Origin of the sequence: Paraburkholderia sp. IW21 (assembly GCF_041321145.1) — a bacterium.
Taxonomy (GTDB): domain Bacteria; phylum Pseudomonadota; class Gammaproteobacteria; order Burkholderiales; family Burkholderiaceae; genus Paraburkholderia.
This window is the reverse complement of record NZ_JBGGWA010000014.1, coordinates 1-25,658: the sequence shown is the minus strand read 5'-3', so window position 1 is coordinate 25,658 and position 25,658 is coordinate 1. Positions and strand designations below refer to the sequence as shown.

Sequence of the window (25,658 nt, the reverse complement as noted above, 5' to 3'; positions counted from 1 at the left end):
TTCCCAAGGTTCCACAGCAACGACGGGTTTCGGCGCGAGCGCACCGAAACCCTGCCGCCTCGTACTTAGTTACCCGCTTTCTCGAAGCGGCGCAGCAGTTCGTCACCGCGCGACACGGAGGAATCGAGCGCCTGTTGCGGCGTCTTCTTCTGTGCCCACACTTGTTCGAGTTCTTCGTCGATGACGGTGCGGATCTGCGGCATGTTGCCCAGACGCAAGCCCTTCGTGTAAGGCAGCGGCGGCTTGTTGAGCATCTGCTTGATCGCGGTGTCGCTGCCCGGGTTCTTCTCGTAGAAGCCTTGCTGCTGCGTCAATTGATACGCGGCGGTCGTGACCGGCAGATAGCCGGTGTCCTGGTGCCACTTCGCCGCAACCGGCGCCGACGACAGATACGCGAGGAATTTCGCCACGCCCTTGTAGACAGCCGGATCTTTACCCGACAGCACCCACAAACTTGCACCGCCGATGATCGCGTTCTGCGGCGCGCCCTTCACGTTCGCGTCGTACGGCATCATGCCGGTGCCGAAGTTGAACTTGGCGTACTTCTTGATCGTGGCGAGCGAGCCCGACGAGTTCGTGATGATCCCGCAGTCGCCGCTATAGAACTTCGACACCGGTTCGTCCTTGCGGCCGACGTACGTGAAGGTGCCTTCCTTCTCCATGTTCTGCAGGAACTGGATGTGCGCGACCTGCAGCGGCTTGTTGAATTCGAGCTGTGCGTCGGCGCCATCGAAACCATTGTTCTTCGACGCAAACGGCACGCCGTGCCACGCGCTATAGTTTTCGAGCTGAATCCAGCTTTGCCAGCCTGAGGAATAGCCGCAGGCCATGCCCGACGCCTTCAGCTTCTGCGCGTCCACTTGCAGTTCGGCCCAGGTTTTCGGCGGCTGGTTCGGATCGAGCCCGGCTTTCTTGAAGGCGTCCTTGTTGTAGTACAGCACCGGCGTCGAGCTGTTGAACGGCATCGAGATCAACTCGCCGGTTTTGGCGTCGCTGTAATAGCTCGCGATGGTTGGCACGAAGGCCTTTTCGTCGAGCGGCACGCCGGCTTGCTTGAATACTTCGGAGACCGGTATCACGGCTTTCTTCGCCTGCATCATCGTGGCGGTGCCGACTTCGTAGACCTGCAGAATGGCCGGCGCATTGCCGCTGCGATAAGCGGCGATGCCGGCGGCGAGGGTCTGGTCGTAGGTGCCTTTGAAAACCGGCACGATCTTGTAGTCGCTTTGCGACGCGTTGAACGCGTTGGCGATGTCGTTCAGACGTTCGCCGAGGGCGGCTTCCATGCCGTGCCAAAACTGGATTTCAGTGGCGGCGTGGGCTGCCTGGCAGATGCCGAAGCTCAACACGGCGGCGACGGAAAGCGAACGGAACAGCGGCTTGCAACTCATCGATTTGTCTCCTGATCGGAACGGGGCGCGGATGGGAATCGCGCGATTCTATTTGTGTTCGATGACAGTCCGGCGTCGGAGGCCGGACGGCGGCCCACTTTTTGACAAGCGCCGAATGCCGCAATTTAACACCGGCTGTCACGAAACGGAAACATTGGGCGTCTGAAAGGGCAGCTTTGCGCGAGGTCAAGGCTGAACCCAGGTCGCAGACCACGGCTGCCTGCGCGCGGGCATGATAGACGGCGAGGTGGGGACGTGCTTTGCACGATCGTGCACGTTTGGTCAGAGTACTTATTCATCAGGAATCCAGATGCTGAGTTCAGTGCGATGGGCGGTTTGCGGGTCGATAGTGGGTCTCATGCTGGCGGGTTGTGCGCTGACGCCTGAGACTGCGGACGCCAGGGTGCCACCGGTGACATCGTTGCCGACGATCATTGCGCATCGCGGCGGCACCGGCGACGCACCGGAGAACACGCTCGAAGCGATTCGCCAGTCGATCGCGCATCATGCCGACGAGATGTGGCTGACTGTTCAGTTGAGCAAGGACGGCGTGCCAGTTCTGTATCGGCCGGCCGACCTGTCGGCATTGACCAATGCCAAAGGTCCGGTGTCCGCCCTGACGGCCGCGGAGTTGGCGCGCGTGAACGCCGGCTGGAGTTTCCGGAGCGGCGATATCTATCCCTATCGCAATCATCCGATCGGTATTCCTACGCTGCGCGAAGCATTGCGCACGATTCCACTGGCCATGCCCATCATCCTGGATATGAAAGCATTGCCGGCTGCGCCGCAGGCTCAGGCGGTCGCGCAAGTGCTCAATGAAGAAAGCGCGTGGTCACGCGTGACCATCTATTCGACCGAAGCGGATTATCAGCAGAGCTTCGCCGCCTACTCGCAGGCCAAGCTGTTCGAGTCGCGCGATGCGACACGGGGGCGGCTCGTACGCGTGCTGCTCAACCAGGGCTGCGTGGACGCGCCGGCTGAACACACCGCCGCAGCGTTCGAGTTGCACCGGGCGATGACCGTGGTGGAAAAATTCACGCTGGGCGAAGGCCGCTCCGAGGTTCAGGCAACGCTGTGGACGCCCGCAACGGTCGCTTGCTTCCGGCAGAAGCCCGATGTACGGATCGTCGCGATCGCGGTGAACAATGCGGACGATTATCGGACGGCGGCGTGTCTGGGGATCAATGCGGTGCTGGCCGATTCACCGCAAAGGATGGCCGCCATCAAGGCAAGTATGGCTATGCCGCTGCGGTGTGAGGTGCAGAAGGGGGCGCCGGGCGGCCAATAAAAAAGCCCGCATTTCGCGGGCCTTCTTCGAGTGGGGCGGCGCTCAGCGTTTCGCCGGCCACCGCCTCGCGCCGAGGCTGAGCCTCACACGTTGAACAGGAAGTTCATCACGTCGCCGTCGTGCACGATGTATTCCTTGCCTTCCGCGCGCATTTTGCCGGCTTCCTTCGCGCCTTGCTCACCCTTGTAGGTGATGAAGTCGTTGAACGCGATGGTCTGCGCACGAATGAAGCCGCGCTCGAAGTCGGTGTGAATCGCGCCCGCCGCCTGCGGCGCGGTATCGCCGATGTGAATCGTCCACGCGCGCACTTCCTTCACGCCGGCCGTGAAGTAGGTTTGCAGGCCCAGCAGCTTGAAAGCCGCGCGGATCACGCGGTTCAGGCCCGGCTCTTCCATGCCCATGTCGGCGAGGAACACTTCCATGTCGGCTTCTTCGAGGTCGGCGATTTCCGCTTCGATCGCCGCGCACACGGCCACGACCGGCGCGTTTTCCGCAGCCGCGAATTTCGCTACTACGTCGAGGTGCGGGTTGTTCTCGAAACCGTCGTCTTTCACGTTGGCGACGTACATGGTCGGCTTCGCGGTGATCAAACAAAACGGCTTGAGCGTCGCCTTTTCTTCATCCGACAGATCGAGCGCACGCACCGGCTTGGCCTGGTCGAGCTGCGCGCGCACTTTTTCCAGCACCGCGGCGTTCTTGATGGCTTCCTTGTCGTTCCCCGACTTGGCGGCCTTCGAATAACGCGACAGCGCCTTTTCGACGGTCGCGAGGTCGGCCAGCGCCAGTTCGGTGTTGATCACTTCGATATCCGACAGCGGATCGACCTTGTTTGCGACGTGAATCACGTTCTCGTCTTCGAAACAGCGCACTACGTGCGTGATCGCGTCGGTTTCGCGAATGTTCGCGAGAAACTGGTTGCCGAGACCCTCGCCCTTGCTCGCACCGGCCACGAGACCGGCGATGTCGACGAATTCCACCACGGCCGGCAGGATGCGCTCCGGCTTGACGATGTCGGCGAGCGCCTTGAGGCGGGCGTCCGGCACTTCGACGATGCCGACGTTCGGCTCGATCGTGCAGAACGGATAGTTTTCGGCGGCAATGCCCGCCTTGGTCAGCGCGTTGAACAGGGTGGACTTGCCGACGTTAGGCAAGCCGACGATGCCGCATTTGAGGCTCATGGAAATCCTTCAGAGAATCAGTAAGTTGCGTGATGCGCTCGACGCTGTGTGCAGGATTCGAAAAGCCTTCGCGTTTGGCGTGGCGGAGGAAACGCAGCGGAGCGGGACAAGACACCAAATCGGGGCGTTGCCTCAACGATTCAGGGCGAGTTTTGTCACGGAAAGCGCAATTGTAACCCGTTCGGACGGGGTTCCTGGCGCTGGGGGGAAAGCGGGCGGGCGCTTCAACACGTCCGGCGCATTTCAGGCCGAAATGCCGCATGCCTCGATCCGTCCCCCGCAACCCCCGCGGCTATAATGCGCGGATGAACGCACACCACCAGACCTTTGATGCCGCCGTGATCGGCGGCGGGCTCGTCGGCAAGACCGCGGCGCTTGCACTGACGCAAGGCGGACTGCGCGTGGCGCTGCTCGCGCAACCCTGCGCGGCGCTGCCCGCCGGCGCCACCTTCGACTCGCGGGTCTATGCGTTGTCGTCGAGTTCGCAGGCTCTGCTGGAGCGGTTGCGGGTCTGGCAGGCGCTCGATCTGTCGAAACTCGGGCCCGTCTACGACATGCGCGTCTACGGCGATGCGCACGCCGAACTCCATTTCTCCGCTTTTCAGGCGTCGGTGCCGCAGTTGGCATGGATCGTCGAGTCGTCGGTGATCGAGCGCGCGCTGGATGCCGCGCTGCGTTTTCAGCCGAATCTCACCTGGATCGACACGCGCGCTCAAGCGTTGGACTTTACCGCCGACAGTGCGAGCGTCGGTCTGGCCAACGGCAATGTACTCGAGGCCGATCTGGTGGTCGGCGCGGACGGCGCGCATTCGTGGGTGCGCGCGCAGATCGGCTCGAAGATGAACCGGCGCGACTATCAGCAAACCGGCGTGGTCGCGAATTTCAAGGCCGACAAGCCGCACAGCGAAACCGCTTATCAATGGTTCAAAGACGGTGAGATCATCGCGCTGCTGCCAATGCCGGACGGCCACGTGTCGCTGGTCTGGTCGGCACGCACTGAGCACGCCGGGCAACTGGTGGCGCTCGATCCCGCGCAACTCGCCGCCGAAGTCGAACGCGTCACGGGCGGTCAGTTCGGCGCGCTCGAATGCGTGACGCCCGCGCAAGGTTTTCCGCTCGCGCTGCAAACGGTCGACAAGCTGGTGGCGCCGCGCGTCGCGCTGGTCGGCGATGCCGCGCATCTGATTCACCCTCTGGCGGGTCAAGGCATGAACCTCGGTTTGCGCGATGTCGCGGCGCTCGCCGAGACGGTCGCCGGCAAGGAAGCGTTCCGCGATCTTGGCGACATGGTGCTGTTGCGCCGCTACGAACGCGCCCGCCGTGAAGACATCCGCGCCCTGATGATCGCCACCGACGGCCTGCAGAAGCTCTTCTCCGCACCCGGCCCGTTCGCCAAGGTACTGCGCAATACCGGCATGGCGTTTGTCGGTTCGCAGCCTTTCATCAAGCGCTGGCTGGTGTCGGCCGCGCTGGGGTAAAGCGCGCGCCGGCATGCCCGGCCGGCGAGACAGGTATCATGAACGGATGGACGCCGTTCTGGGCAGACCAGAAACGTCCCAAAAACGCGCCCCGCGCGCGATTGAACTCCAGGAATTCAGCATGAAAAAATCCTTCCGCATGGCGGCCGTCGCGCTTGCGATCGCCGCCGTGACGATCGGCTGCTCCGCGCAGGCCGATCAGACCACCGACAAGCTCAAAGCCACGCTGCAAACGCGTCTGAACGACGTGACGATCAAGAGCGTGACGAAGTCGCCGATTGCCGGCCTCTACGAAGTGAACCTCGGCACGCAGATCATTTATAGCGATGCGAACGGCGACTACCTCATGCTCGGCGACATGGTCGACGCGAAGACCCGCAAGAATCTGACCGACGCGCGTCTGTCGGACACCAACCGCATCGACTTCGCGAGCCTGCCGTTCGCGAACGCGGTAAAGGTCGTGAAGGGCAACGGCGCACGCAAGATCGCCGTGTTCTCCGATCCGAACTGCCCGTACTGCAAGCAGCTAGAAACGACGCTCAAGTCGATCGACAACGTCACGGTTTACACGTTCCTCTACCCGGTGCTCTCGCCGGATTCGACGGCCAAGTCGAAGTCGATCTGGTGCTCGACCGACCGCGCGAAGGCGTGGGAATCGTGGATGCAGGACCATCAGGCGCCCACCGCCGCCGGCACCTGCGACACCGCCGCGATCGACAAGAACCTGGCGCTCGGCCGGGCCATGAGCGTCGACGGCACACCCACCGTGTTCCTCGCCGACGGCCGCCGCCTGCCCGGCGCCGTGCCGGCAGACCGGCTGGACAAGGAACTGTCCGCCGTGCGCTGAGCACGCAGCACAAGTTGAAGAAAGGAGGCGCGAAGTGCGCCTCCTTTCACATCAAGCCCCGAACATTCCCGCCAGAAACCCCTGATTGCCGCCGATGAAGCCGATCCGCTACACCATCGTTCCCAAGCGACCCGCCGCCCATCTGTTCGAAGTCACCGTGACCGTCGCCGACCCCGATCCGGCCGGTCAGCGTTTCATGCTGCCGGTCTGGATTCCGGGCAGCTACATGGTGCGCGAATTCGCGCGCAACATCGTCACGCTGCGCGCCGTCAACGACGCGGGCCGCAAGGTGCGCGTCGAAAAGACCGACAAGCACACGTGGCAGGCCGCGCCGGTCAAAGGCGCGCTGACGTTGCGCTACGAGGTGTATGCATGGGATCTGTCGGTGCGCGCGGCGCATCTGGACGATACGACGGGCTTTTTCAACGGCACCAGCGTGTTTCTGTCGCCGCTCGGTCACGAGGAAGCGCAGTGCGTGGTCGAGATCCGGAAGCCGGAAGGCACGGCGTATCGCAACTGGCGCGTCGCGACCGCGTTGCCGGAAGCGCGCGGCACGAAGCGCTATGGCTTCGGCGAGTATCGCGCGCAGAACTACGATGAGCTGATCGACCATCCGGTCACGTTGGGCGAGTTCGCGCTGGCGACTTTCAAGGCGCACGGCGTGCCGCACGACATTGTGATCGCGGGCCGTGTGGTCGGGCTGGATATGGCGCGACTGGCCGCCGACCTGAAGCGTATCTGCGAAGCGCAGATCGCGTTGTTTGAGCCGAAGTCGAAGAAAGCGCCCGTGGATCGCTACGTATTCATGACGCAGGCCGTCACCGACGGGTACGGTGGCCTGGAACATCGCGCCTCGACGGCGCTGATCTGCAATCGCGGCGATCTGCCGGTTGAAGGCCGCGATACGCCCACCGAGGGCTACCGGACCTACCTCGGTTTGTGCAGCCACGAATACTTTCACACGTGGAATGTGAAGCGCATCAAGCCGGCCGTGTTTGCGCCGTATGACTTGAGCGTCGAAAACTACACGCCGCTGCTGTGGCTGTTCGAAGGCTTCACGTCTTATTACGACGATCTGATCCTCGTGCGCACCGGTTTGATCTCGCAAGACGACTATTTCGGCATGCTCGGCAAAGTGGTCGGCGGCGTGCAGCGCGGCAGCGGGCGCCTGAAGCAGACGGTGGCCGAAAGCTCGTTCGACGCGTGGGTCAAATACTATCGGCAGGACGAAAACGCGCCGAACGCGATCGTCAGCTATTACACCAAGGGCTCGCTCGTCGCGCTCGCATTCGATCTGACGATTCGCGCGCAGACCAGCAACCGGAAATCGCTCGACGACGTGATGCGTCTGCTGTGGCAGCGTTTTGGGCGCGACTTCTATCGCGGCAAACCGGTCGGTGTCGAAGAAAGCGAAATCGAGGCGATATTTGTCGAAGCGACCGGCGTTCAATTGGGCGGGCTGTTTGCGGAGGCCGTGCATAGCACGCGCGATCTGCCCCTCGACACGCTGCTCGCGCCGTTCGGCGTCACGCTCGCACCCGAAATGGACAAGAACGGCAAGCCGTCGCTCGGTGCGCGCGTACGCGGCGGGGCGGATTGCACGCTAACGGCGGTTCACGAAGGCAGCGCCGCGCAAAAAGCCGGCCTCTCGGCAGGCGACGTGCTGATTGCGCTCGACGGTCTGCGCGTGAACGGCTCGAATCTTGACGCGCTGCTGTCGCGCTATCTGCCGGGCGCGAAAGTCGAAGTCCACGCCTTCCGCCGCGACGAGCTGCGCACCGCGCAAGTCAAGCTGGACGGGCCTGAGGTGGTGCGCTACAAGCTCACCGTGAGCGACAAACGGCCTGCCGCCCGCAAGGCGCGGGAGCGCTGGCTGGCAAGCTGATCGCCATCCGAACCGTCGTCAATCGACGGCTCAAGGCGGCGGATTGTTCTACCAGTGCAACAATCCGTCGCCGCCGGACGGCTTTTTCCCGAGTCGGTAAAAAATCACAATGGCTCCACTCGCGCAGAACTGCGCGCCCCTACTGGAGTCAACCATGACCACGATCCTGCAAATCAACTCGGCAGCCCGCTCGCAAGGCGCAAACTCGACGCTTCTCGTCAACGAGCTGACCGCCAAGCTGCAACAATCGAATCCGGGCGCGCAAGTCGTCGTCCGTAACCTGCAAGCTGAACCGCTGCCGCATCTGGACGACGCTGTGCTCGGTGCGTTTTTCACGCCGGCTGACCAACGCACGCCGGAACAAGCCGCGATCGCTGCACGCAGCGAAGCGCTGATCGCCGAACTGCAAGCCGCCGACATCGTCGTGATCGGCGCTCCGATGTACAACTTCGGCATCTCGTCGCAACTGAAGACGTACTTCGACTTCATCGCACGCGCCGGTATCACGTTCCAGTACACGGCGAACGGCCCGGAAGGTCTCGTGAAGGGCAAGAAGGTGTTCGTGGTTTCGGCACGCGGCGGCAAGTATCTGGGCACGCCGAACGATAGCCAAACGCCGTATCTGAAGAGCTTCCTCGGCTTCCTCGGCATGACCGATGTGAACTTCATCTACGCCGAAGGCCTGAACATGGGTCCGGACGCGGCTGGCGCAGCGCTGGCTAGCGCGCGTGAAGCGATCGCTGCTGCGTAAGGTGTGAGGTGTGTCTCGCACTGCGTGATCGCGGTGCGGCGGAATGAAAAACGCCACGGAGTGTGAGTCCGTGGCGTTTTTGTTTTTGTGGCGGCGATCTTTGGTGCTTGATGCCTGGTGCTCGACTCGGTACCCAGCACCTAGCACCTAGCACCTAGCACCTAGCACCTAGCACCTAGCACCCAGCACCCAGCACCCAGCACCCAGCACCCAGCACCCGCTCCTCGGCTTCTGGTTCCAGGACTCAAGTTTCCGGTTTGCGGTCTCAGGCCTTTGGCTAGCGTCGGTGCGTTTCGCGCGATGAGCGTTACGCCAGCACCTGCGCTTCGTCGGGCAAGCGCCAGTCGATCGGTTGGCGACCGTGCTTCGCGAGATACTCGTTCGCCGAAGCAAAGTGCCCGCAGCCGAGAAAGCCCCGATGCGCCGACAGCGGCGACGGATGCGGCGCTTCCAGCACGTAATGCGACTTGCCGCCGAGCAGCGCGCGCTTGGCTTGCGCATGCGCGCCCCACAGCATGAACACGAGGCCGTCGTGGCGCATCGCCAGTTCGTGAATCAGCGTGTCCGTGCATTTCTCCCAGCCGCGTTTCGCATGACTCGCAGCCGAATCGCGCTCGACCGTCAGCACGGTGTTGAGCAGCAACACGCCTTGCTTGGCCCAGGTGTCGAGACAGCCATGACGCGGCGGCTCATGACCGAGACTCGCGGCGATCTCCTTGAAGATGTTGCGCAACGACGGCGGCGTGCGCACGTTGGGCGCCACGGAGAATGCTAGTCCGTGCGCTTGCGGTGTGCCGCGGTCTTCGCCGTGATAGGGGTCCTGGCCAAGGATCACCACTTTGACTTCGTCGGGGCTGGTCAGGCGCAACGCGCGGAACACGTCCGCGGGATAGACGGTTTTGCCGGCAGCGCGCTCACCGTCGACGAAACGGCACAGCGGCGCGTAGGCGTCGCTTTCGATGAACGGCTTGAGGTGCGCGCGCCATGCCGGGGGCAGGGCGGCGAACTGGGCTTCGAGCGTCGGCGGCGGCGAGTCGGCTGCTGCTACTGCTGCTGCCGGTGTCTGCGGCTGCGCTGTTGCGCCGGACGGCGTGGCCGAGGTGTCGCCGAACAACGAAGCTTGCGACGAATTGGAGCGGTTGCGGGATGCTGAGGTCATGGCCGGGAAGTGTCGCAGCAAATGCGGGCTAGCTCAAGGTGAGTTCTACCGCGAGGGGTTCGCACACCGTGCGAGCGTGTGTCGGGCGGCCGCGCACGCGCCGGCGTGCCGAAGGTTTAACGCGCCCGCAACTGATACCCGCGCTGTGCCTTACTGATGTTGTCCGGCGCGAGCCCGGCCACCTGCTTGCCAAGCTCCGCTGCCAGCGTGTTGAGCGCGGCTTCGTCACCGGACTTCAGTTCAAGCTCGACCTCGGAGATCGGCGCGCGGCGGACTTCGCCATGCATCTCGGCGACGACATCGCCCTGGTCGATGGCCGCTTCGACTTTCGCGCCGTCCAACTCGACATGCCAAACCGTGCGCGTAAAATTCGTGCGGAACAATTCGATCAACGCCGGCGCTGCCTGACGCAACGCTTCGGCGGCGGCCGGCTCGTCACATTCACGCAGCAATGCGTCGATCTCCAGCTTTTCGCTCGCCACGGGCATTTCCCATTCGTGCCGGCTGTGCAAACCGTCCTGCGCGTTGCCGACCGTCTTGAAGGTCTGCAACCAGCCGTCCGGCGTATGCCGCAAACGCAGCGCACTTTTCGAATTCGCCAATGTCAGCTCGGGCGTATCGAAGTAGATATTCGCCAGCTCGATCGGGCGGCCCTCATTGCCGGTGCGCGCGACGAACCACTGGGTCGCCGCTTTCACCTGCGTAGCCGGCAGCGCCAGCTTGATTTCACGTTCCATGCCCATGGTGTGCTCCGCTACGTATGCCGAGTGCTGAAACCGCGCTCAGAAAAACATCCGCGCAAGTTCCACACCCGGTTCTGCCGCGCGCATGAACGCTTCGCCGACGAGGAACGTATGCACGTCCATCGCGCGCAGCCGTTCGACATCGACGCGCGACAGAATGCCCGACTCCGTGACGACGATACGGTCGTCCGGAATCGATTCGAGCATGCCGATGGTTGTCTCGATCGACGTTTCGAAGGTGCGCAGATTGCGGTTGTTGATACCGATCAGCGGCGTCTTCAGCGTGAGTGCTTCCATCAGTTCGTTGCTGTCGTGGACTTCGACCAGCACCGCGAGTCCCAGCGAATGCGCGAGCGCTTCCAGCTCCTGCATCTGCGAGGTTTCCAAAGCGGCCGCGATCAGCAGAATCGCGTCGGCACCCATCGCGCGGGCTTCGACGATCTGGTACGGATCGACGATGAAGTCCTTGCGCAGCACCGGCAGGCTGCAGGCGGCGCGCGCCTGCTCGAGATACGCGACGCTGCCCTGGAAGAACTGCACGTCGGTGAGCACGGAGAGACAGGCCGCGCCGTGTTTTTCATACGAACGGGCGATATCGGCCGGAACGAAGTTTTCGCGCAGGACGCCTTTCGACGGGCTCGCTTTCTTGACCTCGGAGATCACCGCAGCCAGACCTGCCGCGTGTTTAGCGCGCAGCGCGCCGACGAAATCGCGGATATCGCGCGACGATGCTTCGAGGCGCAGTTCTTCGAGCGGCGCGCTCTGTTCGGCCGCGCGGACTTCTTCGTGCTTGACCGCGATGATACGGTCGAGGATGTCGCTCATGAGTGTCTCGCTACGTAGTTACTGCTTGAATTGTTGGGTGAAGCGGATCAGATCTTCGACCTTCGCCCGTGCCTTGCCGCTCGCGATCGCTTCGCGCGCCAACTGGATGCCGTCCGCAATCGACGCCGCCACGTTCGCCGAATACAGCGCCGTGCCCGCGTTCAGCGTGACGATTTCACGCGCGACGCCCGGCTTGTTGTCGAGCGCTTCGAGCAGCATCGCTTTCGATTCGGTGGCGTCGGCGACTTTCAGTGTGCGGTTCGACACCATCTGCATGCCGAAGTCTTCCGGATGGATCTCGTACTCGTGGATCTGCCCGTCGCGCAACTCGCCGACTTGCGTGGCCGCGCCGAGCGAGACTTCGTCCATGCCGTCCATGCCGTACACCACCAGCACGTGCTTCGCGCCGAGGCGCTGCATCACGCGAACCTGAATGCCGACGAGGTCGCCGTGGAACACGCCCATCAGCTGATTCGGCGCACCGGCGGGGTTGGTCAGCGGCCCGAGAATGTTGAAAATCGTCCGCACGCCGAGCTCGCGGCGCACTGGCGCGATGTTCTTCATCGCCGGATGATGGTTCGGCGCGAACATGAAGCCCATGCCGGTTTCCGCAATCGACGCCGCCACCTGTTCCGGCTGCAGATCGATATTTACGCCGAGTGCTTCGAGCACGTCTGCGCTGCCCGACTTGCTCGAGACGCCGCGATTGCCATGCTTCGCGACTTTCGCGCCGGCCGCGGCCGAGACGAACATCGTCGCCGTGGAAATATTGAAGGTGTGCGAGCCGTCGCCGCCGGTGCCGACGATATCGACGAAGTTCGAGTTGTCCTGCACCTCGACGTGCCGGGCAAATTCACGCATCACCGTGGCGGCGGCGGTGATTTCGCCGATGGTCTCTTTTTTGACGCGCAAGCCGGTGATGATCGCCGCCGACATCACGGGCGAGAGTTCGCCTCGCATGATGAGCCGCATCAGATGCAGCATTTCGTCGTGGAAAATCTCGCGGTGCTCGATCGTGCGTTGCAGCGCTTCCTGGGGCGTAATCGACATGATCTCGTCTCTCTTTATCAAGCGTTGCGTTTCGTTGTTGCGGCCTTCGACTGTTTCACGAAGTTCTCAAGCAGCGCGTGACCCTGTTCGGACAGGATCGATTCCGGATGGAACTGCACGCCTTCAACAGCCAGTTCCTTGTGGCGCACGCCCATGATTTCGCCGTCCTCGGTCCAGGCGGACACTTCGAGGCAGTCAGGCAACGATTCGCGTTCGATCGCGAGCGAGTGATAACGCGTCACGACGAAATGCTTCGGCAGGTCGGCGAACACGCCTTTGCAGTCGGTTTCGATCGTGCTCACCTTGCCGTGCATGATGGTTTGTGCGCGCACCACACGGCCGCCGAAGGCTTCGCCGATTGCCTGATGGCCGAGGCAGACGCCTAGAATCGGCGTCTTGCCGGCGAACTCGCGCAGCACGTCGAGGGTGATGCCGGCGTGTTGCGGGTTGCTCGGACCGGGCGACAGGCAGATGCGCTCCGGGTTGAGCTTCGCAATCTCGTCCAGCGTGATTTCGTCGTTCCGATAGGTGCGCACGTCTTCGCCGAGTTCGCCGAAGTACTGCACCAGGTTGTAGGTGAACGAGTCGTAGTTGTCGATCATGAGCAGCATGGTGTGTCTCCGGTCAGAAGTCGCTATCGAGGCCGTCTTGCACTTGCTCGGCGGCGCGCAATACGGCACGCGCCTTGTTCTCGGTCTCTTGCCATTCGGATTCCGGCACCGAATCCGCGACTACACCCGCGGCGGCCTGCACATACAGATTGCCGTTGTGGATCACGCCGGTTCGGATCGTGATGGCCATATCCATTTCGCCGGTGAACGACAGATAGCCGACTGCGCCGCCGTACAGGCCACGCTTCACCGGTTCGAGTTCGTCGATCAGTTCCATCGCGCGGACCTTCGGCGCACCGGACAGCGTGCCTGCCGGGAAGGTGGCGCGCAGCACGTCGAAATTGGTGGTGCCGGGTTTCAGCTTGCCTTCGACCGAACTCACGATGTGCTGCACGTGCGAGTACTTTTCGATCACCATCTGATCGGTGACGACCACCGAGCCGATCTGCGAAATACGGCCCACGTCGTTGCGCGCGAGGTCGATCAGCATGACGTGTTCGGCGATTTCCTTCGGATCGTTCAGGAGTTCGGTGGCGAGTTCCGCATCGCGTTCCGGCGTGTTGCCGCGCGGACGCGTGCCGGCGAGCGGCCGGATCGTGACGATGCGATCCTCGCCGCGCTTTTCCTGACGCACCAGGATTTCCGGCGACGCGCCGACCACATGGAAGTCGCCGAAGTTGTAGTAGTACATATACGGCGACGGATTCAGCGAACGCAGCGCACGATACAGCGAGAGCGGATTGTCGCGATACGGCTTGATCAGACGCTGACCGACCTGCACCTGCATCAACTCGCCGGCAGCGATGTATTCCTTTGCCTTGCGTACGGCGGCCAGATAGTCGTCTTTCGCGAACTCGCGGTAGGTCTCGGTGCGCACGCTGGCCGACGTGACGGGTGGCTGCACGGTCGTGCGCAAACGCTGACGCAATTCACGCAAACGCTGCCTGGCTTTTGTGTACGCCTCGGGCTGCGTCGGATCGGCGTACACCACCAAGTAGAGCTTGCCTGCGAGGTTGTCGATCACTGCGACTTCTTCGGTGAGCAGCAACTGGATGTCGGGCAGATTCAGATCGTCTTTCGGCGCGGTATGCGCGAGCTTTTTCTCGATGTAGCGCACCGCGTCGTAGCCGAAATAACCGGCGAGACCGCCCGCGAAACGCGGCAGGCCCGGGCGCTGCGCCACTTTGAAGCGGCCCTGGAATTGTTGGATGAATGCGAGCGGATCGCCCTCATGCGTTTCGACGACTTTGCCGTCCCGGACTACTTCCGACACGCCGTTGCGGGTACGCAGCAGCGTACGCGCCGGCAGTCCGATGAACGAATAGCGGCCGAAGCGTTCACCGCCCACCACCGATTCCAGCAGGAACGAGTTGGCGCCGTTGCGTTCGCTCTGCGCGAGCTTCAGGTACAGCGAGAGCGGCGTTTCGAGGTCGGCGAGCGCTTCGGCGATCAGCGGAATGCGGTTGAAACCCTCGTTGGCGAGGGACTGGAATTCGAGTTCGGTCATGTTCCGATCCTGTACGTACGTCAGACGGCACTATGCGTCGGACAAAGCGGGGCGCGGCGCGCCCGGTCAGGCGTTCGTTCGACGTTTCGACACGATGATACCGACCGGCGCGAGTTTCCCATCGACGCATGCAAGGGGTTTCAGCGCATCCATGTACTTTGCGGGTACACGAAGGCCGAATCAACCGATGCAGCGAAACAAAGTGATGGAAAAAACGCGTGAGCGCAGCGAAGTAAAAAACGGTTGCCGAAGACGAGCTTCAGCGTACCTCAGGCGAGGTTAGCGCGACCAGCGACGCCAGGGCCAGGCTCCCCGGTCGATGCTAATCAGACTCCGTTTTTTATTCAGAAACATGAGGATGAAGGACTTTTCAAGTCGTGGAATGGTGCGCTGCGATAGCCTTTGCGGCATCGAGCAGCGAGGCAACTATACCATCGGATTTTATTTCTTGTATAGCGCGGCCGTGGTTGTAGCCGTATGGCAGCGTCAGCGTTGCCATGCCTGCGGCGCGGCCTGCCAGCGCATCGTTTTCCGAATCGCCGATGGCGACCGTTGCTTGTGGCGCGACGCCGAGTTGCTCCGCGGCGGTGAGCATTGGCAGTGGATCGGGCTTCTTTTTCGGCAGGCTGTCGCCGCCGAGCACGACGCTGAAATACTGGCTGAGCCCGTATTGTTCCAGCAATTCGACCGCGAAACGGTGCGGCTTGTTGGTCACGCAGGCGAGTTTGAGGCCGGCGTCGCGCATCGCGCCGAGGCCGGCTTCGACCTCGGGATACATCCGCGTGTGCACGCCGTTGATCTTTGCGTACTCCGCCTGATAGATCGCGAGCGCCTCGTCGAAACGGTCCTGTGCGTGGTCCGTTTCGAAGCGCTGCGCCAGCACGCTGCGGATCAGATTCTCCGAGCCCTTGCCGATATAGCCCACCACTTCCTCGCGCGACGTTTCAGTCGCGTCGAGTTGCGCGAGCATGCCGTTCAGGCCGGCGGTGAAATCGTCTGCGGTATCGATCATCGTGCCGTCGAGGTCGATGATCGCGGCTTGCAGGCGCGGGCCGGTGAAGGTCGGGGCAGGGAACGAAGTCGTCATATTGCGTGCTGGATAAGTGCCGGTTCTCAGTGCTCGATCAGTGCTCGATGTTGGCGAGTGCGGCGCGCATCTTGTCGATCACCGCCTTGTGATCCGGCGCGCCGAAGATCGCCGAGCCGGCCACGAACGTATCCGCGCCAGCGGCCGCGATCTCGGCGATGTTGTCGACCTTCACGCCGCCGTCCACCTCGAGATGAATCTCGCGGCCGGTTTTTTCCTGATAGGCGTCGATCCGCTTGCGCGCTTCGCGCAGCTTGTTCAGCGCTTCAGGAATGAACGATTGCCCCCCGAAGCCCGGATTCACCGACATGATCAGCACCAGGTCGAGCTTGTCCATCACGTGGTCCAGATAGTTCAGCGACGTGGCCGGATTGAACACGAGACCCGCCTTGCAGCCGTGGTCGCGAATCAGCGACAGCGTGCGGTCGATATGGTCCGAGCCTTCCGGGTGAAAGCTGATCAGGTTCGCGCCGGCCTTGGCGAAGTCCGGCACGATGCGGTCGACCGGGCGCACCATCAGATGCACGTCGATCGGTACGTCCACGTGCGGGCGAATCGCTTCGCAGACGAGCGGGCCGATTGTCAGGTTCGGCACGTAATGGTTGTCCATCACGTCGAAATGAATCCAGTCGGCGCCGGCGGCGACAACGTTGCGGACTTCTTCGCCAAGGCGCGAGAAATCGGCGGACAGAATGCTGGGAGCGATGCGGAATTGCGTCATGACGGGGGCGGATGCAGGCGGGAAAACGCTATTTTACCGTTTTGTGCGCCTGCGGACCGGCTCCCGAGCGGTTCGTGGCCGGTTCCGGATTGCGCGGGAAAATGACAAGACGCCTTAAAGGCCCTTGGCCAAAGGGATTGTCCGGTTGCGGGCGTGCCGCGCATCAAGCAGAATGCCAAACCATACGCGCCGCTTCGCCAATGCGCCCGCAAACCATTGGCGTTCGGGGCTTCCCGCGATTTTTCACACCCGTTTCACCAGACCGGAATCAGGATGAGCCAGTACGAATTCAGCGTCTCGGCGCAGGTGCAGTATCTGCCCGACGAGTCGGACCCGGAGCGCCGCCAGTATGCGTTTGCATACACGCTGACTATCCGTAACAGCGGCCAGGTGCCCGCGCAATTGATCGCGCGTCACTGGGTGATCACCGACAGCGACAACAACGTGCAGGAAGTAAAAGGCTTGGGCGTCGTCGGGCATCAGCCGCTGCTCAAACCGGGCGAACACTTCGAATATACGAGTTGGGCCGTGATCGCCACGCCCGTCGGCACCATGCGCGGCGACTATTTCTGCGTGGCGGAAGACGGCGAGCGTTTCGATGCGCCCGTACCTGAGTTCATTCTGCGCATGCCGCGTACGTTGCATTGAACCGGGAGCGCATCTCGCGGTCTTTAAAAGGCTTTACGCGCAGCGTTACTGCGGTTTTTGCTGCTTTTGCTGTTCGTTGGTCGTGGCGGCGCGCGCGGCTTTTTTCTTGCCGGACGACGTCCACACAACGATAAAGACGAGCAGGAAGAGCGCAAGGAGCGATTCCAGCGCGAAGATGAGCATCGGGTATTCGTCGAACAGATCAGACATGGCGGTTTCCATCAAGAACGAACATTGTATGCGTTTTGTCCGCACGGCCGGAGCATGGCTCGGAGCGCTTTCGGTTGCTGTGATGCTGGCTTCTTGCGGTGGGGGCGGTGCAGTCCGGCCCTCTGTTTCGCCGCCCACGGGTGCCGCGATCATACCCGGACAGATCGCCGCGACGCGGCTCACCGCAGTAGCCTGGCAGCAGGTGCCAGGCTGGCAGGACGATTCACTGATCGGCGCGACGGCCGCGTTGCGGCAAAACTGCGTGAGGCTCGCGCGTCAACCGAACTGGGCCCGCGCATGTGCGGCGGCCTCCCAAATCGACGATCTGGACGTCACCAGTGCGCGGGCGTTTTTCGAGGCGTATTTCACGCCGTTCCAGTTAGCCAATGGCGATGGCACGCTCGAGGGTCTTGTCACCGGCTACTACGAGCCGTTGCTGCGCGGTTCGCGCACACGGCACGGCGTGTATCAAACGGCGCTGTATCGCTGGCCATCCGGTTATCGCGCGGGCGCTCCGCTGCCTGCGCGTGCACAGCTCGAACGTGCGGGCGTGCTCAACGGTAATGAACTCGTATGGGTCGACGATCCGATCGAAGCGTTTTTCCTGCAAGTGCAGGGATCTGGGCGCATTGTCATGGAAGACGGCAGCGTGATGCGGCTCGGTTTTGGCGGCACGAACAACCAGCCGTACAAATCGATCGGGCGGTGGCTGCTCGATCGAGGTGAACTGACGCCGTCGCAGGCGACCATGCAGGGCATCAAGGCATGGGCGCGTGCGAACCCGACGCGGGTCGACGCATTGCTCGATACGAATCCGCGCTTCGTATTCTTCCGCGAGATGCCGTCCGGCGCGAGCGCGCCGAGCGGTGGCGCTGACGGACCGATCGGCGCTTTGGGTGTGCCGTTGACGCCGGAGCGGTCGATCGCGGTGGATCCGACGTCGATTCCGCTCGGAACGCCCGTGTTCTTGCAGACCACGCGACCGCTGACGAATTCGCCGATGAATCGCCTCGTCTTTGCGCAGGACACAGGTTCCGCGATCAAGGGTGGCGTGCGCGCCGATTACTTCTGGGGCCTCGGCGACGACGCCGGCGATCTGGCCGGCAAGATGAAGCAGGCCGGCCGGATGTGGTTGTTGCTGCCGAATTCGTAAGGGGCGGGCAGTAGCGGGGGCGGCGGGTTTCTTCTGGAGACTGTCGCCCGGATTAAAGCGCCGACTTCCGTTTGTCCACCACTCGCCGTGCTTTGCCTACTGAGCGCTCGATCCCGTTCACACCCAGCACATTCACGACAGCACTCACACCGATGAGCGCCTTGATGTCGTAAGTCAACGCCTGTTTTGCCGTGCTCAGCGCGGCAGTATCTGGCGCCGATTCCGGGCAGGGCTCTACGTTTAAGGTTAATACGTCGAGCGGTCCTTCCTTGGTCAGCACGATCTGGTAGTGAGGCGCGAGTGCGTGCTGCTTGAGCAGCAGTTCTTCGATCTGTGTCGGGAACACGTTGACGCCGCGCACGATCATCATATCGTCCGAGCGGCCCGTGATCTTTTCCATCCGGCGCATAGTGCGCGCGCTGCCCGGTAAGAGGCGCGTCAGATCGCGCGTCCGGTAGCGGACGATCGGCAGCGCTTCCTTGGTCAACGAGGTGAACACCAGTTCACCGAGTTCGCCGTCCGGAAGCACTTCGCCGGTTTCGGGATCGATGATCTCGGGATAGAAGTGATCTTCCCAGATGGTCGGGCCATCTTTGGTTTCCACGCATTCCGAGGCGACGCCCGGCCCCATCACTTCAGACAGACCGTAGATATCGACAGCATCGATGCCCATACGCTTTTCGATCGCCTGGCGCATGTCGTTGGTCCACGGCTCCGCACCGAAGATGCCGATGCGCAGCGAGCAATTCGCCGGATCGACGCCTTGGCGTTCGAGTTCATCGGCGATCGACAGCATATAGCTCGGCGTCACCATGATGATGTCGGGCCGGAAGTCCTGAATCAGTTGCACCTGCTTTTCGGTCTGACCCCCGCCGAACGGGATCACCGTCAGCCCCGCTCGCTCGGCGCCGTAGTGCGCGCCCAAGCCGCCTGTGAACAAGCCATAGCCGTAGCTCACGTGAACCTTGTCGCCGCGCTTCGCACCCGCGGCACGGATCGAACGTGCGACGAGATTCGCCCACGTATCGATATCGCGCGCCGTGTAGCCGACGACCGTCGGCTTACCTGTCGTACCGGACGACGCGTGGATCCGCGAAATCTGTTCCTGCGGCACTGCGAACATGCCGAACGGGTAGCTGTCGCGCAGATCCTTCTTGGTTGTGAAGGGAAAGCGCGCCAGGTCCGCAAGGCTCTTTACTTCGCTCGGGTGAACGCCGGCCTCATCGAATTTGCGCCGATAGACCGGCGAATTTTCATAAGCGTGGTTCAGCGACCATTTGAGCCGTTCGAGTTGGAGTGCGGCAAGTTCGTCGCGGCTGGCTGTCTCGATGGGATCGAGCGGAAGGGCGGTGGTCATCGAATGTCTCCTTGCTGCCTCAATGCTTAGGTCGGGTGTGTGGCGCGCTCGCGCGCGAAAACCGGGGACTCACTGCTATTTGTGTATGTGCTGCCAATGCGCCGCGAACGTATCGCGACTCTGCTAGGAATCTGCTGTTCAATCGCCCGTGGGGATCAGGTTGCCTTTGATCTGCGCCGATTTGCCTCGAAACATCGCCACGGTCTCCTCCGCGCGATTCGTAACGCGAATATCGTAAATGCCGGTGCGGCCGCTCAACGTTTGCTCGATTGCTTCAGCCGTCAGCACGTCGCCACCTTGCACAGGCCGCAGGAACTCGATCGAGCAGCCGGCTGCGACGGTGTTGATGTTGTACGTGTTGCAGGCGAAAGCGAACGTCGAATCAGCGAGCGTGAAAATCAGGCCGCCGTGGCAAATCCGATGGCCATTCAGGAAGTCGTCGCGAATGGCCATGCGCAAGCGCGCGTATCCTGCGCGTACTTCAACGATTTCGAGTCCGAGCGCCCGACTGCACACGTCGTTTTCGTACATGGCGGCCGCGGTTGCGCGGGCGAGTTCGTCCGGCGTCATCTGGGCGGAGTGGTTCGGTTGTGTGGACATGTCAGCGACCCTCGAAGCGCGGGGCGCGTTTTTCCACGAATGCCTGCACGCCTTCCGCGTAATCGTGGGAAGCACCAAGTTCGCGTTGCAGATCGCGTTCGAGATCGAGCTGCTGGTCGAAGGTTTGTGTCGCGCCCGCGCGCATCGCCTGCTTGATCGCGGCGATCGCCCGCGTGGGTTGCTGCGCCAGTTGGACCGCGAGTTTGCCTGCTGTGGCAGCGAGCTCGGCGTCATCAACCGCTTGCCAAATAAGGCCCCAGCTCTCGGCTTTTTCCGCGCTCAGTTTGTCGCCGGTGATGGCGAGGCCCAAGGCGCGCGCCATGCCGACGCGCTGTGGCAAAAACCAGGTGCCACCCGAATCCGGCACCAGGCCGATCTTGACGAACGCCTGGATGAAGCTGGCGGAACGAGCCGCGAGCACGAGGTCACAAGCCAGCGCGAGATTGGCGCCGGCGCCGGCGGCCGTGCCGTTGACCGCCGCGATCACCGGCAACGGCAACGCTTGCAGGCGGCGAATCAGCGGATTGAAATGCGCGTCGATCAGTTCGCCCAGATCGGTCATCGCGCCCGGCGTGAAGTCGAGATCCGCGAGATCCTGTCCCGCGCAGAAACCGCGGCCCGCGCCGGTCAGCACGAGCGCACGGGCGCCGGACGCTTCGACCTGGTCGAGTGCGGTGCTCAATTCATGGTGCATCGCGCGCGTAAAGCTGTTGAGCTTGTCGGGGCGGTTCAGCGTGATGGTCGCTACACGAGTCGAGGCGTCGATGTCGACGCGGATCGCTTCATATGACATTGGGTGTCTCCTCAAAGTCTCTTTGCCCGGGTCTGCGGCGTTGGTGTCAGAGCCGCTCGATCACCAATGCGATGCCTTGACCCACGCCGATGCACATCGTGCAAAGCGCAAAACGGCCGTTGATCCGCTCCAGCTGATAAAGCGCAGTGGTGATCAACCGCGCGCCGGACGCGCCGAGCGGGTGGCCGAGCGCAATCGCTCCGCCGTTCGGGTTGACGCGTGGATCGTCGTCGCGCAGACCAAGCGTGCGCAGAACTGCCAACCCTTGCGATGCGAAGGCCTCGTTCAACTCGATCACGTCGAATTGGTCGAGCGTCATGTTCAGTTGCTTCAAAAGCTTTTGCGTGGCCGGCGCCGGGCCGATGCCCATGATGCGAGGCTCCACGCCCGCGGTCGCCATGCCAACTACACGTGCGCGGCGACGCAGTCCGTATTGATCGGCAGCTTCCTGATTCGCGAGCAGCAGTGCGCACGCGCCGTCGTTCACGCCCGATGCATTGCCGGCAGTCACGCTGCCGTCGGGGCGCACGACGCCCTTGAGCTTGCCCAGGCTTTCGAGCGATGTTTCGCGCGGATGCTCGTCGAGCGTCACGCGCACCGGGTCACCTTTCTTCTGCGCAATTTCAACGCTGACAATTTCCTGAGCCAAGGTGCCGTCACGCTGCGCGCGGGCCGCTTTCTGCTGGCTCAATAGCGCAAACGCGTCCTGATCCGCACGGCTTATACCGAACTCGACGGCGACGTTTTCGGCGGTCTCGGGCATCGAGTCGACACCATATTGACGCTTCATCAGCGGATTGATGAAGCGCCAGCCGATGGTTGTGTCATGAATGTCGGCTTGCCGTGAAAATGCGCTGGTTGCCTTGCCCATCACGAACGGCGCGCGCGTCATGCTTTCAACACCGCCGGCGATCATCAGCCGCGCCTCGCCTGCCTTGATCGCGCGAGCGGCGGTTCCGACCGCGTCCATTCCCGAGCCGCACAAGCGGTTGATGGTTGCACCGGGCGCATCCGTGGGCAAGCCAGCCAGGAGTGCCGCCATTCGGGCGACGTTGCGGTTGTCTTCACCGGCCTGATTGGCGCAGCCATAGATCACGTCGTCGAGGGCTCGCCAGTCGACCGCGGGATTGCGCTCGATCAGCGCCTTGATCGGTACCGCGCCGAGGTCGTCGGCACGGACATCCTTCAGGGCGCCGCCGTAGCGGCCGATTGGGGTGCGAATCGCGTCGCAAATGAAGGCGTCGTTCATGTGGGTACCTGCTAGAACGGATCGGCGTGAGATGCCGATCCGATGTCTCATGTTAGTTGGGGCGCCCGGCTCGGTCCATTCGGCCAAACGGCATAGGACGAAAACCGTGCTTGTGTCTTATGCCGTTCAGCCAGCTACCGCCGGTGCCGCTTTCGGTTCAACATGAACGCGACTTTGAACGACGCGGAAACGGTTCGCGACAAAGGCTGCGTCGGCCAGCGCGGCATTTGCCGCCGGGTTTGCGCCCGTGCCGTGGAAATCGGAGAAGGCCGCCGACTGATTGACGAATACGCCGCCCGTCAAATTGATCGACAGTGCTACGCCGCCCCGGATCGATGCTTCGTGCGCCTCTTCGAGCACGGCTTCGTCCGTGCTGTAGACCGACAGCGTCAGCGCGCCGTGCTCGGCGGCGATCGCGCCGGCGAGGTCGAGCGACTGCGCCGTCGAGTCCGTCGCGATCACGAATGAGATCGGGCCGAACCATTCTTTAGTGAACAGCGCTTGGTCGGTGGTGGCATCCAGTTGGAGCACGAGCGGTGTGCGCACACGGGCACCGGCAAAAGCCGGATGTTCGAGCGATTGGCTTTCTACAAGCACGCGGCCGAGCTTGCTAGCTTCGTCGATACGCTGGATAACGCCTTCGTTCTGGATCGCTCCGAGCAGTTCGACAGCGCGGGCCGGGTCGGCAACAAGCTTTTGTACCGCGCCGGCGATAGCTTGCGCGACATCGTCGAAACCGAGTGTGCCTTCGGCGGTACGGATGCCGTCGCGCGGCACATAGATGTTTTGCGGCGCGGTGCACATCTGCCCCGAATACAGCGCGAGCGAGAAGGCGATATTGCGAGCAGCGGCTTTGATGTCCTCGACCGAGTCGATCACGATCTGGTTGACGCCGGCTTTTTCGGTGTAGACCTGAGCCTGATGCGCATTGCGCTCGAGCCAGGTGCCATTTTGCGTGCTGCCCGTGAAGTCGATGAGCTTGATTTCAGGGCGCAGTGCCAGGTCCTGGACGAGCGGGCCGTCGTTTGGCTCGGTGGCCAGCAGCGTGACGATATTCGGATCGAAGCCGGCTTCGCGCAAGACTTCGCGCGCGATTTTTACGGTCAGCGCGAGTGGCAGAATCGCGCCTGGATGCGGTTTGACGATGACCGTGTTGCCCGTGGCCAGATCAGCGAAGAGGCCCGGATAGCCGTTCCACGTCGGGAAGGTGCAGCAGCCGAGTACAAGGCCCGTGCCACGCGGCACGACGCTGTAGCGCTTGTGCATTGCGAGCGGCGGGTTTTTCCCTTGCGGCTTTTCCCAGTGGGCGTTCGGGGGGATGCGGCGCAATTGGTCCCACGCGTACACGACTGCTTCAAGCGCACGGTCTTGCGCATGCGGGCCGCCGGCCTGAAAGGCCATCATGAATGCCTGGCCGGTCGTGTGCATCACGCTGTAGCCGATCTCGAAGCTGGCGCGATTCACGCGCGCGAGGATTTCGAGGCAGACACCGATCCACGCTTGCGGGCCCGCCGTGCGCCAGTCGCGCTGCGCGGCGGCCGCCGCTGAGATCAGCGCGTCAAGATCGGCCTTCGGATAGCGCACGCCGAGCGGAAATCCGAACGGCGAGACTTCAGCGCCGACGGTTTCTCCGGTCGACGGCTGGTCCAGTTCGAATGGCTTGTTCAGATGCGTCTTGAATGCGGCTTCGCCGTCCGCGTTAGCTGTTTCCCCGTACACTTTCGGACTGGGCATCTCGACGAACGGACTCCAGTAACCGCGCGTTTCGATCGCGGTGAGTGCCTTTTGCAGCGTGTCTTCGTGCTTGGTGAATAGCGGATGTGTCATGGCAGAGGGGCTTGGCTGTGCGTTGGGGAAAGCCTGTCGAATAATTGACCGACCGGTTGGTTGGTGAATGTTAGCATTATTAAGACGGCCGCGCGAAGCGTTTTCGCGCGCCATTAACACTAGGAGGCGGCATGGCTTACGAGAACATTCTGGTTGAGACGCGAGGACGGGTTGGTTTGGTCACGTTGAATCGCCCCAAGGCGTTGAACGCGCTGAACGACGCGTTGATGGATGAATTGGGCGCTGCGCTGCGCGCGTTCGATGCCGACGAGGCGATTGGTGCAATTGTGGTCACGGGCAGCGAGAAAGCGTTTGCCGCTGGCGCCGACATCGGCATGATGGCGACCTATACCTATATGGACGTGTATAAGGGCGACTACATCACCCGCAACTGGGAAACGGTGCGATCTATCCGCAAGCCGATCATTGCCGCAGTGGCGGGTTTCGCGCTTGGCGGCGGTTGCGAGTTGGCGATGATGTGCGACATCATTCTCGCCGCAGATACTGCCAAGTTCGGCCAGCCCGAAATCAAGCTCGGCATCATGCCGGGCGCTGGCGGCACGCAACGGCTGCCGCGCGCCGTCTCCAAGGCGAAAGCAATGGACCTCTGTCTTACCGCTCGCTTCATGGATGCAGCTGAGGCTGAACGCGCCGGATTGGTCTCGCGGGTGATTCCTGCCGCTTCCCTGATCGACGAAGCGATAGCTGCGGCGGCCACCATCGCCGAATTCCCGCTGCCGGCAGTGATGATGGTGAAGGAGTCGATCAACCGCGCATATGAAACTACGCTCGCGGAAGGCGTGCATTTCGAGCGTCGCCTCTTCCATTCGCTCTTCGCGACGGAAGATCAGAAGGAGGGGATGGCCGCCTTCGTTGAGAAGCGCAAACCGGTTTTCAAGCATCGGTAATACGCTTGTCAAAATAACGCTTGCAAGCCACCGTCTGGCTCGCTAGAATCTCGCTCTTTCGTGCTTCGGACACCGGAGCACGGGGGCGGGAGAGCCAGCAATGGCGGGGGTTTCCGGTGCGTCGGGCAGGGTGATGAAGCTGAAGAAACCTGTTGACGACGTAGCGAAAGTTCTCCATAATCTCGTTTCTCTGCTGCTGATGCAGCGACGCAGAACGAAGCGGTGCCGGGTAGGTGAGGTTGGCACGGTTCGGTGGTGATTGCGTATTCGATCTTTAAAAATTAACAGCCGATAAGTGTGGGCGCTTGATGCGCGACGCGCGGTGGACTTTTCGGGGTCTGCCGGAAGCGAAAGTATCAAGACTCACACGAGTATTAAAGGAAGGTTTTCCT

Annotated in this window: 24 protein-coding genes; 8 read left to right on the top strand and 16 right to left on the bottom strand. The window is 62.3% G+C overall.

From position 1 onward, the window contains the following. Positions 1 to 65: 65 nt before the first annotated feature. Positions 66 to 1,391, bottom strand: a complete 1,326-nt coding sequence (ugpB, locus tag ACAX43_RS27445) for a sn-glycerol-3-phosphate ABC transporter substrate-binding protein UgpB (RefSeq protein ID WP_370711547.1) — start codon at positions 1,389 to 1,391, stop codon at positions 66 to 68. 310 nt (positions 1,392 to 1,701) lie between these two features. Between ugpB and ACAX43_RS27440 the strand changes: the two genes are divergently transcribed. Further along, a complete protein-coding gene (locus ACAX43_RS27440) occupies positions 1,702 to 2,679 on the top strand; it encodes a glycerophosphodiester phosphodiesterase family protein (RefSeq protein WP_370711546.1) in 978 nt (325 codons plus the stop codon). Between the two features lie 83 nt (positions 2,680 to 2,762). Here ACAX43_RS27440 and ychF read toward each other — a convergent pair whose 3' ends face one another. Continuing rightward, positions 2,763 to 3,857, bottom strand: coding sequence for a redox-regulated ATPase YchF (gene ychF / locus ACAX43_RS27435; protein ID WP_370711545.1), 1,095 nt, complete (start codon positions 3,855 to 3,857; stop codon positions 2,763 to 2,765). 305 nt (positions 3,858 to 4,162) lie between these two features. Here ychF and ACAX43_RS27430 point away from each other — a divergent pair, with 305 nt between their 5' ends. The 4 genes from ACAX43_RS27430 to ACAX43_RS27415 all read left to right on the top strand — a co-directional run bounded on the left by ACAX43_RS27430 (position 4,163) and on the right by ACAX43_RS27415 (position 8,818). Continuing rightward, a complete protein-coding gene (locus ACAX43_RS27430) occupies positions 4,163 to 5,335 on the top strand; it encodes a UbiH/UbiF family hydroxylase (protein ID WP_370711544.1) in 1,173 nt (390 codons plus the stop codon). 121 nt (positions 5,336 to 5,456) lie between these two features. Next, complete coding sequence (locus ACAX43_RS27425; protein WP_370711543.1) at positions 5,457 to 6,182, top strand: DsbC family protein; 726 nt, start codon at positions 5,457 to 5,459, stop codon at positions 6,180 to 6,182. 94 nt (positions 6,183 to 6,276) lie between these two features. Next, entirely contained in the window at positions 6,277 to 8,067 is a 1,791-nt protein-coding gene (locus ACAX43_RS27420; RefSeq protein WP_370711542.1) for a M61 family metallopeptidase, read from the top strand. A gap of 154 nt (positions 8,068 to 8,221) precedes the next feature. Beyond that, positions 8,222 to 8,818 (top strand): FMN-dependent NADH-azoreductase, encoded by a 597-nt coding sequence (locus ACAX43_RS27415; RefSeq protein ID WP_370711541.1) that lies wholly within the window; start codon positions 8,222 to 8,224, stop codon positions 8,816 to 8,818. Between the two features lie 307 nt (positions 8,819 to 9,125). Here ACAX43_RS27415 and ACAX43_RS27410 read toward each other — a convergent pair whose 3' ends face one another. The 8 genes from ACAX43_RS27410 to rpe all read right to left on the bottom strand — a co-directional run bounded on the left by ACAX43_RS27410 (position 9,126) and on the right by rpe (position 16,521). After that, on the bottom strand, positions 9,126 to 9,977 hold the full coding sequence (locus tag ACAX43_RS27410; protein ID WP_370711540.1) for a uracil-DNA glycosylase: 852 nt from the start codon (positions 9,975 to 9,977) through the stop codon (positions 9,126 to 9,128). A gap of 116 nt (positions 9,978 to 10,093) precedes the next feature. Further along, positions 10,094 to 10,720, bottom strand: a complete 627-nt coding sequence (locus ACAX43_RS27405) for a CYTH domain-containing protein (protein WP_370711539.1) — start codon at positions 10,718 to 10,720, stop codon at positions 10,094 to 10,096. Between the two features lie 39 nt (positions 10,721 to 10,759). Further along, the gene (gene trpC, locus ACAX43_RS27400; RefSeq protein WP_370711538.1) at positions 10,760 to 11,545 is read right to left on the bottom strand and encodes an indole-3-glycerol phosphate synthase TrpC; all 786 of its coding nucleotides are present in this window, start codon (positions 11,543 to 11,545) and stop codon (positions 10,760 to 10,762) included. 18 nt (positions 11,546 to 11,563) lie between these two features. Next, entirely contained in the window at positions 11,564 to 12,595 is a 1,032-nt protein-coding gene (trpD, locus tag ACAX43_RS27395) for an anthranilate phosphoribosyltransferase (protein WP_370711537.1), read from the bottom strand. A gap of 17 nt (positions 12,596 to 12,612) precedes the next feature. Then, positions 12,613 to 13,206, bottom strand: a complete 594-nt coding sequence (locus ACAX43_RS27390; protein WP_370711536.1) for an aminodeoxychorismate/anthranilate synthase component II — start codon at positions 13,204 to 13,206, stop codon at positions 12,613 to 12,615. Between the two features lie 13 nt (positions 13,207 to 13,219). After that, on the bottom strand, positions 13,220 to 14,713 hold the full coding sequence (trpE, locus tag ACAX43_RS27385; protein WP_370711535.1) for an anthranilate synthase component I: 1,494 nt from the start codon (positions 14,711 to 14,713) through the stop codon (positions 13,220 to 13,222). A gap of 370 nt (positions 14,714 to 15,083) precedes the next feature. Further along, positions 15,084 to 15,800 carry a phosphoglycolate phosphatase gene (locus ACAX43_RS27380; protein WP_370711534.1) on the bottom strand — a complete coding sequence of 239 codons (717 nt, stop codon included), beginning with the start codon at positions 15,798 to 15,800 and terminating at the stop codon, positions 15,084 to 15,086. Between the two features lie 37 nt (positions 15,801 to 15,837). Further along, positions 15,838 to 16,521, bottom strand: a complete 684-nt coding sequence (rpe, locus tag ACAX43_RS27375; RefSeq protein WP_370711533.1) for a ribulose-phosphate 3-epimerase — start codon at positions 16,519 to 16,521, stop codon at positions 15,838 to 15,840. Between the two features lie 273 nt (positions 16,522 to 16,794). Between rpe and apaG the strand changes: the two genes are divergently transcribed. Beyond that, positions 16,795 to 17,169: a Co2+/Mg2+ efflux protein ApaG gene (apaG, locus tag ACAX43_RS27370; RefSeq protein WP_370711532.1), complete on the top strand. Its 375-nt coding sequence runs from the start codon at positions 16,795 to 16,797 to the stop codon at positions 17,167 to 17,169. Positions 17,170 to 17,214: 45 nt separating this feature from the next. On the opposite strand, the gene ACAX43_RS27365 is transcribed toward apaG, so the two are convergent. After that, positions 17,215 to 17,379, bottom strand: a complete 165-nt coding sequence (locus ACAX43_RS27365) for a hypothetical protein (protein ID WP_370711531.1) — start codon at positions 17,377 to 17,379, stop codon at positions 17,215 to 17,217. Positions 17,380 to 17,407: 28 nt separating this feature from the next. On the opposite strand from ACAX43_RS27365, the gene ACAX43_RS27360 reads away from it, so the two are divergent. After that, complete coding sequence (locus ACAX43_RS27360; RefSeq protein WP_370711530.1) at positions 17,408 to 18,532, top strand: murein transglycosylase A; 1,125 nt, start codon at positions 17,408 to 17,410, stop codon at positions 18,530 to 18,532. 52 nt (positions 18,533 to 18,584) lie between these two features. Here ACAX43_RS27360 and paaK read toward each other — a convergent pair whose 3' ends face one another. From paaK to paaN, 5 genes are all read right to left on the bottom strand, one after another. Further along, positions 18,585 to 19,889 carry a phenylacetate--CoA ligase PaaK gene (gene paaK, locus ACAX43_RS27355; protein WP_370711529.1) on the bottom strand — a complete coding sequence of 435 codons (1,305 nt, stop codon included), beginning with the start codon at positions 19,887 to 19,889 and terminating at the stop codon, positions 18,585 to 18,587. 138 nt (positions 19,890 to 20,027) lie between these two features. Further along, positions 20,028 to 20,489 (bottom strand): hydroxyphenylacetyl-CoA thioesterase PaaI, encoded by a 462-nt coding sequence (paaI, locus tag ACAX43_RS27350; protein ID WP_370711528.1) that lies wholly within the window; start codon positions 20,487 to 20,489, stop codon positions 20,028 to 20,030. Position 20,490: 1 nt separating this feature from the next. Further along, complete coding sequence (gene paaG, locus ACAX43_RS27345) at positions 20,491 to 21,282, bottom strand: 2-(1,2-epoxy-1,2-dihydrophenyl)acetyl-CoA isomerase PaaG (protein WP_370711527.1); 792 nt, start codon at positions 21,280 to 21,282, stop codon at positions 20,491 to 20,493. A gap of 46 nt (positions 21,283 to 21,328) precedes the next feature. Further along, complete coding sequence (gene pcaF / locus ACAX43_RS27340) at positions 21,329 to 22,531, bottom strand: 3-oxoadipyl-CoA thiolase (protein WP_370711526.1); 1,203 nt, start codon at positions 22,529 to 22,531, stop codon at positions 21,329 to 21,331. Positions 22,532 to 22,657: 126 nt separating this feature from the next. Then, positions 22,658 to 24,358 carry a phenylacetic acid degradation protein PaaN gene (paaN, locus tag ACAX43_RS27335; protein WP_370711525.1) on the bottom strand — a complete coding sequence of 567 codons (1,701 nt, stop codon included), beginning with the start codon at positions 24,356 to 24,358 and terminating at the stop codon, positions 22,658 to 22,660. A gap of 131 nt (positions 24,359 to 24,489) precedes the next feature. On the opposite strand from paaN, the gene ACAX43_RS27330 reads away from it, so the two are divergent. After that, the gene (locus ACAX43_RS27330; RefSeq protein ID WP_370711524.1) at positions 24,490 to 25,266 is read left to right on the top strand and encodes an enoyl-CoA hydratase; all 777 of its coding nucleotides are present in this window, start codon (positions 24,490 to 24,492) and stop codon (positions 25,264 to 25,266) included. Positions 25,267 to 25,658 lie beyond the last annotated feature (392 nt).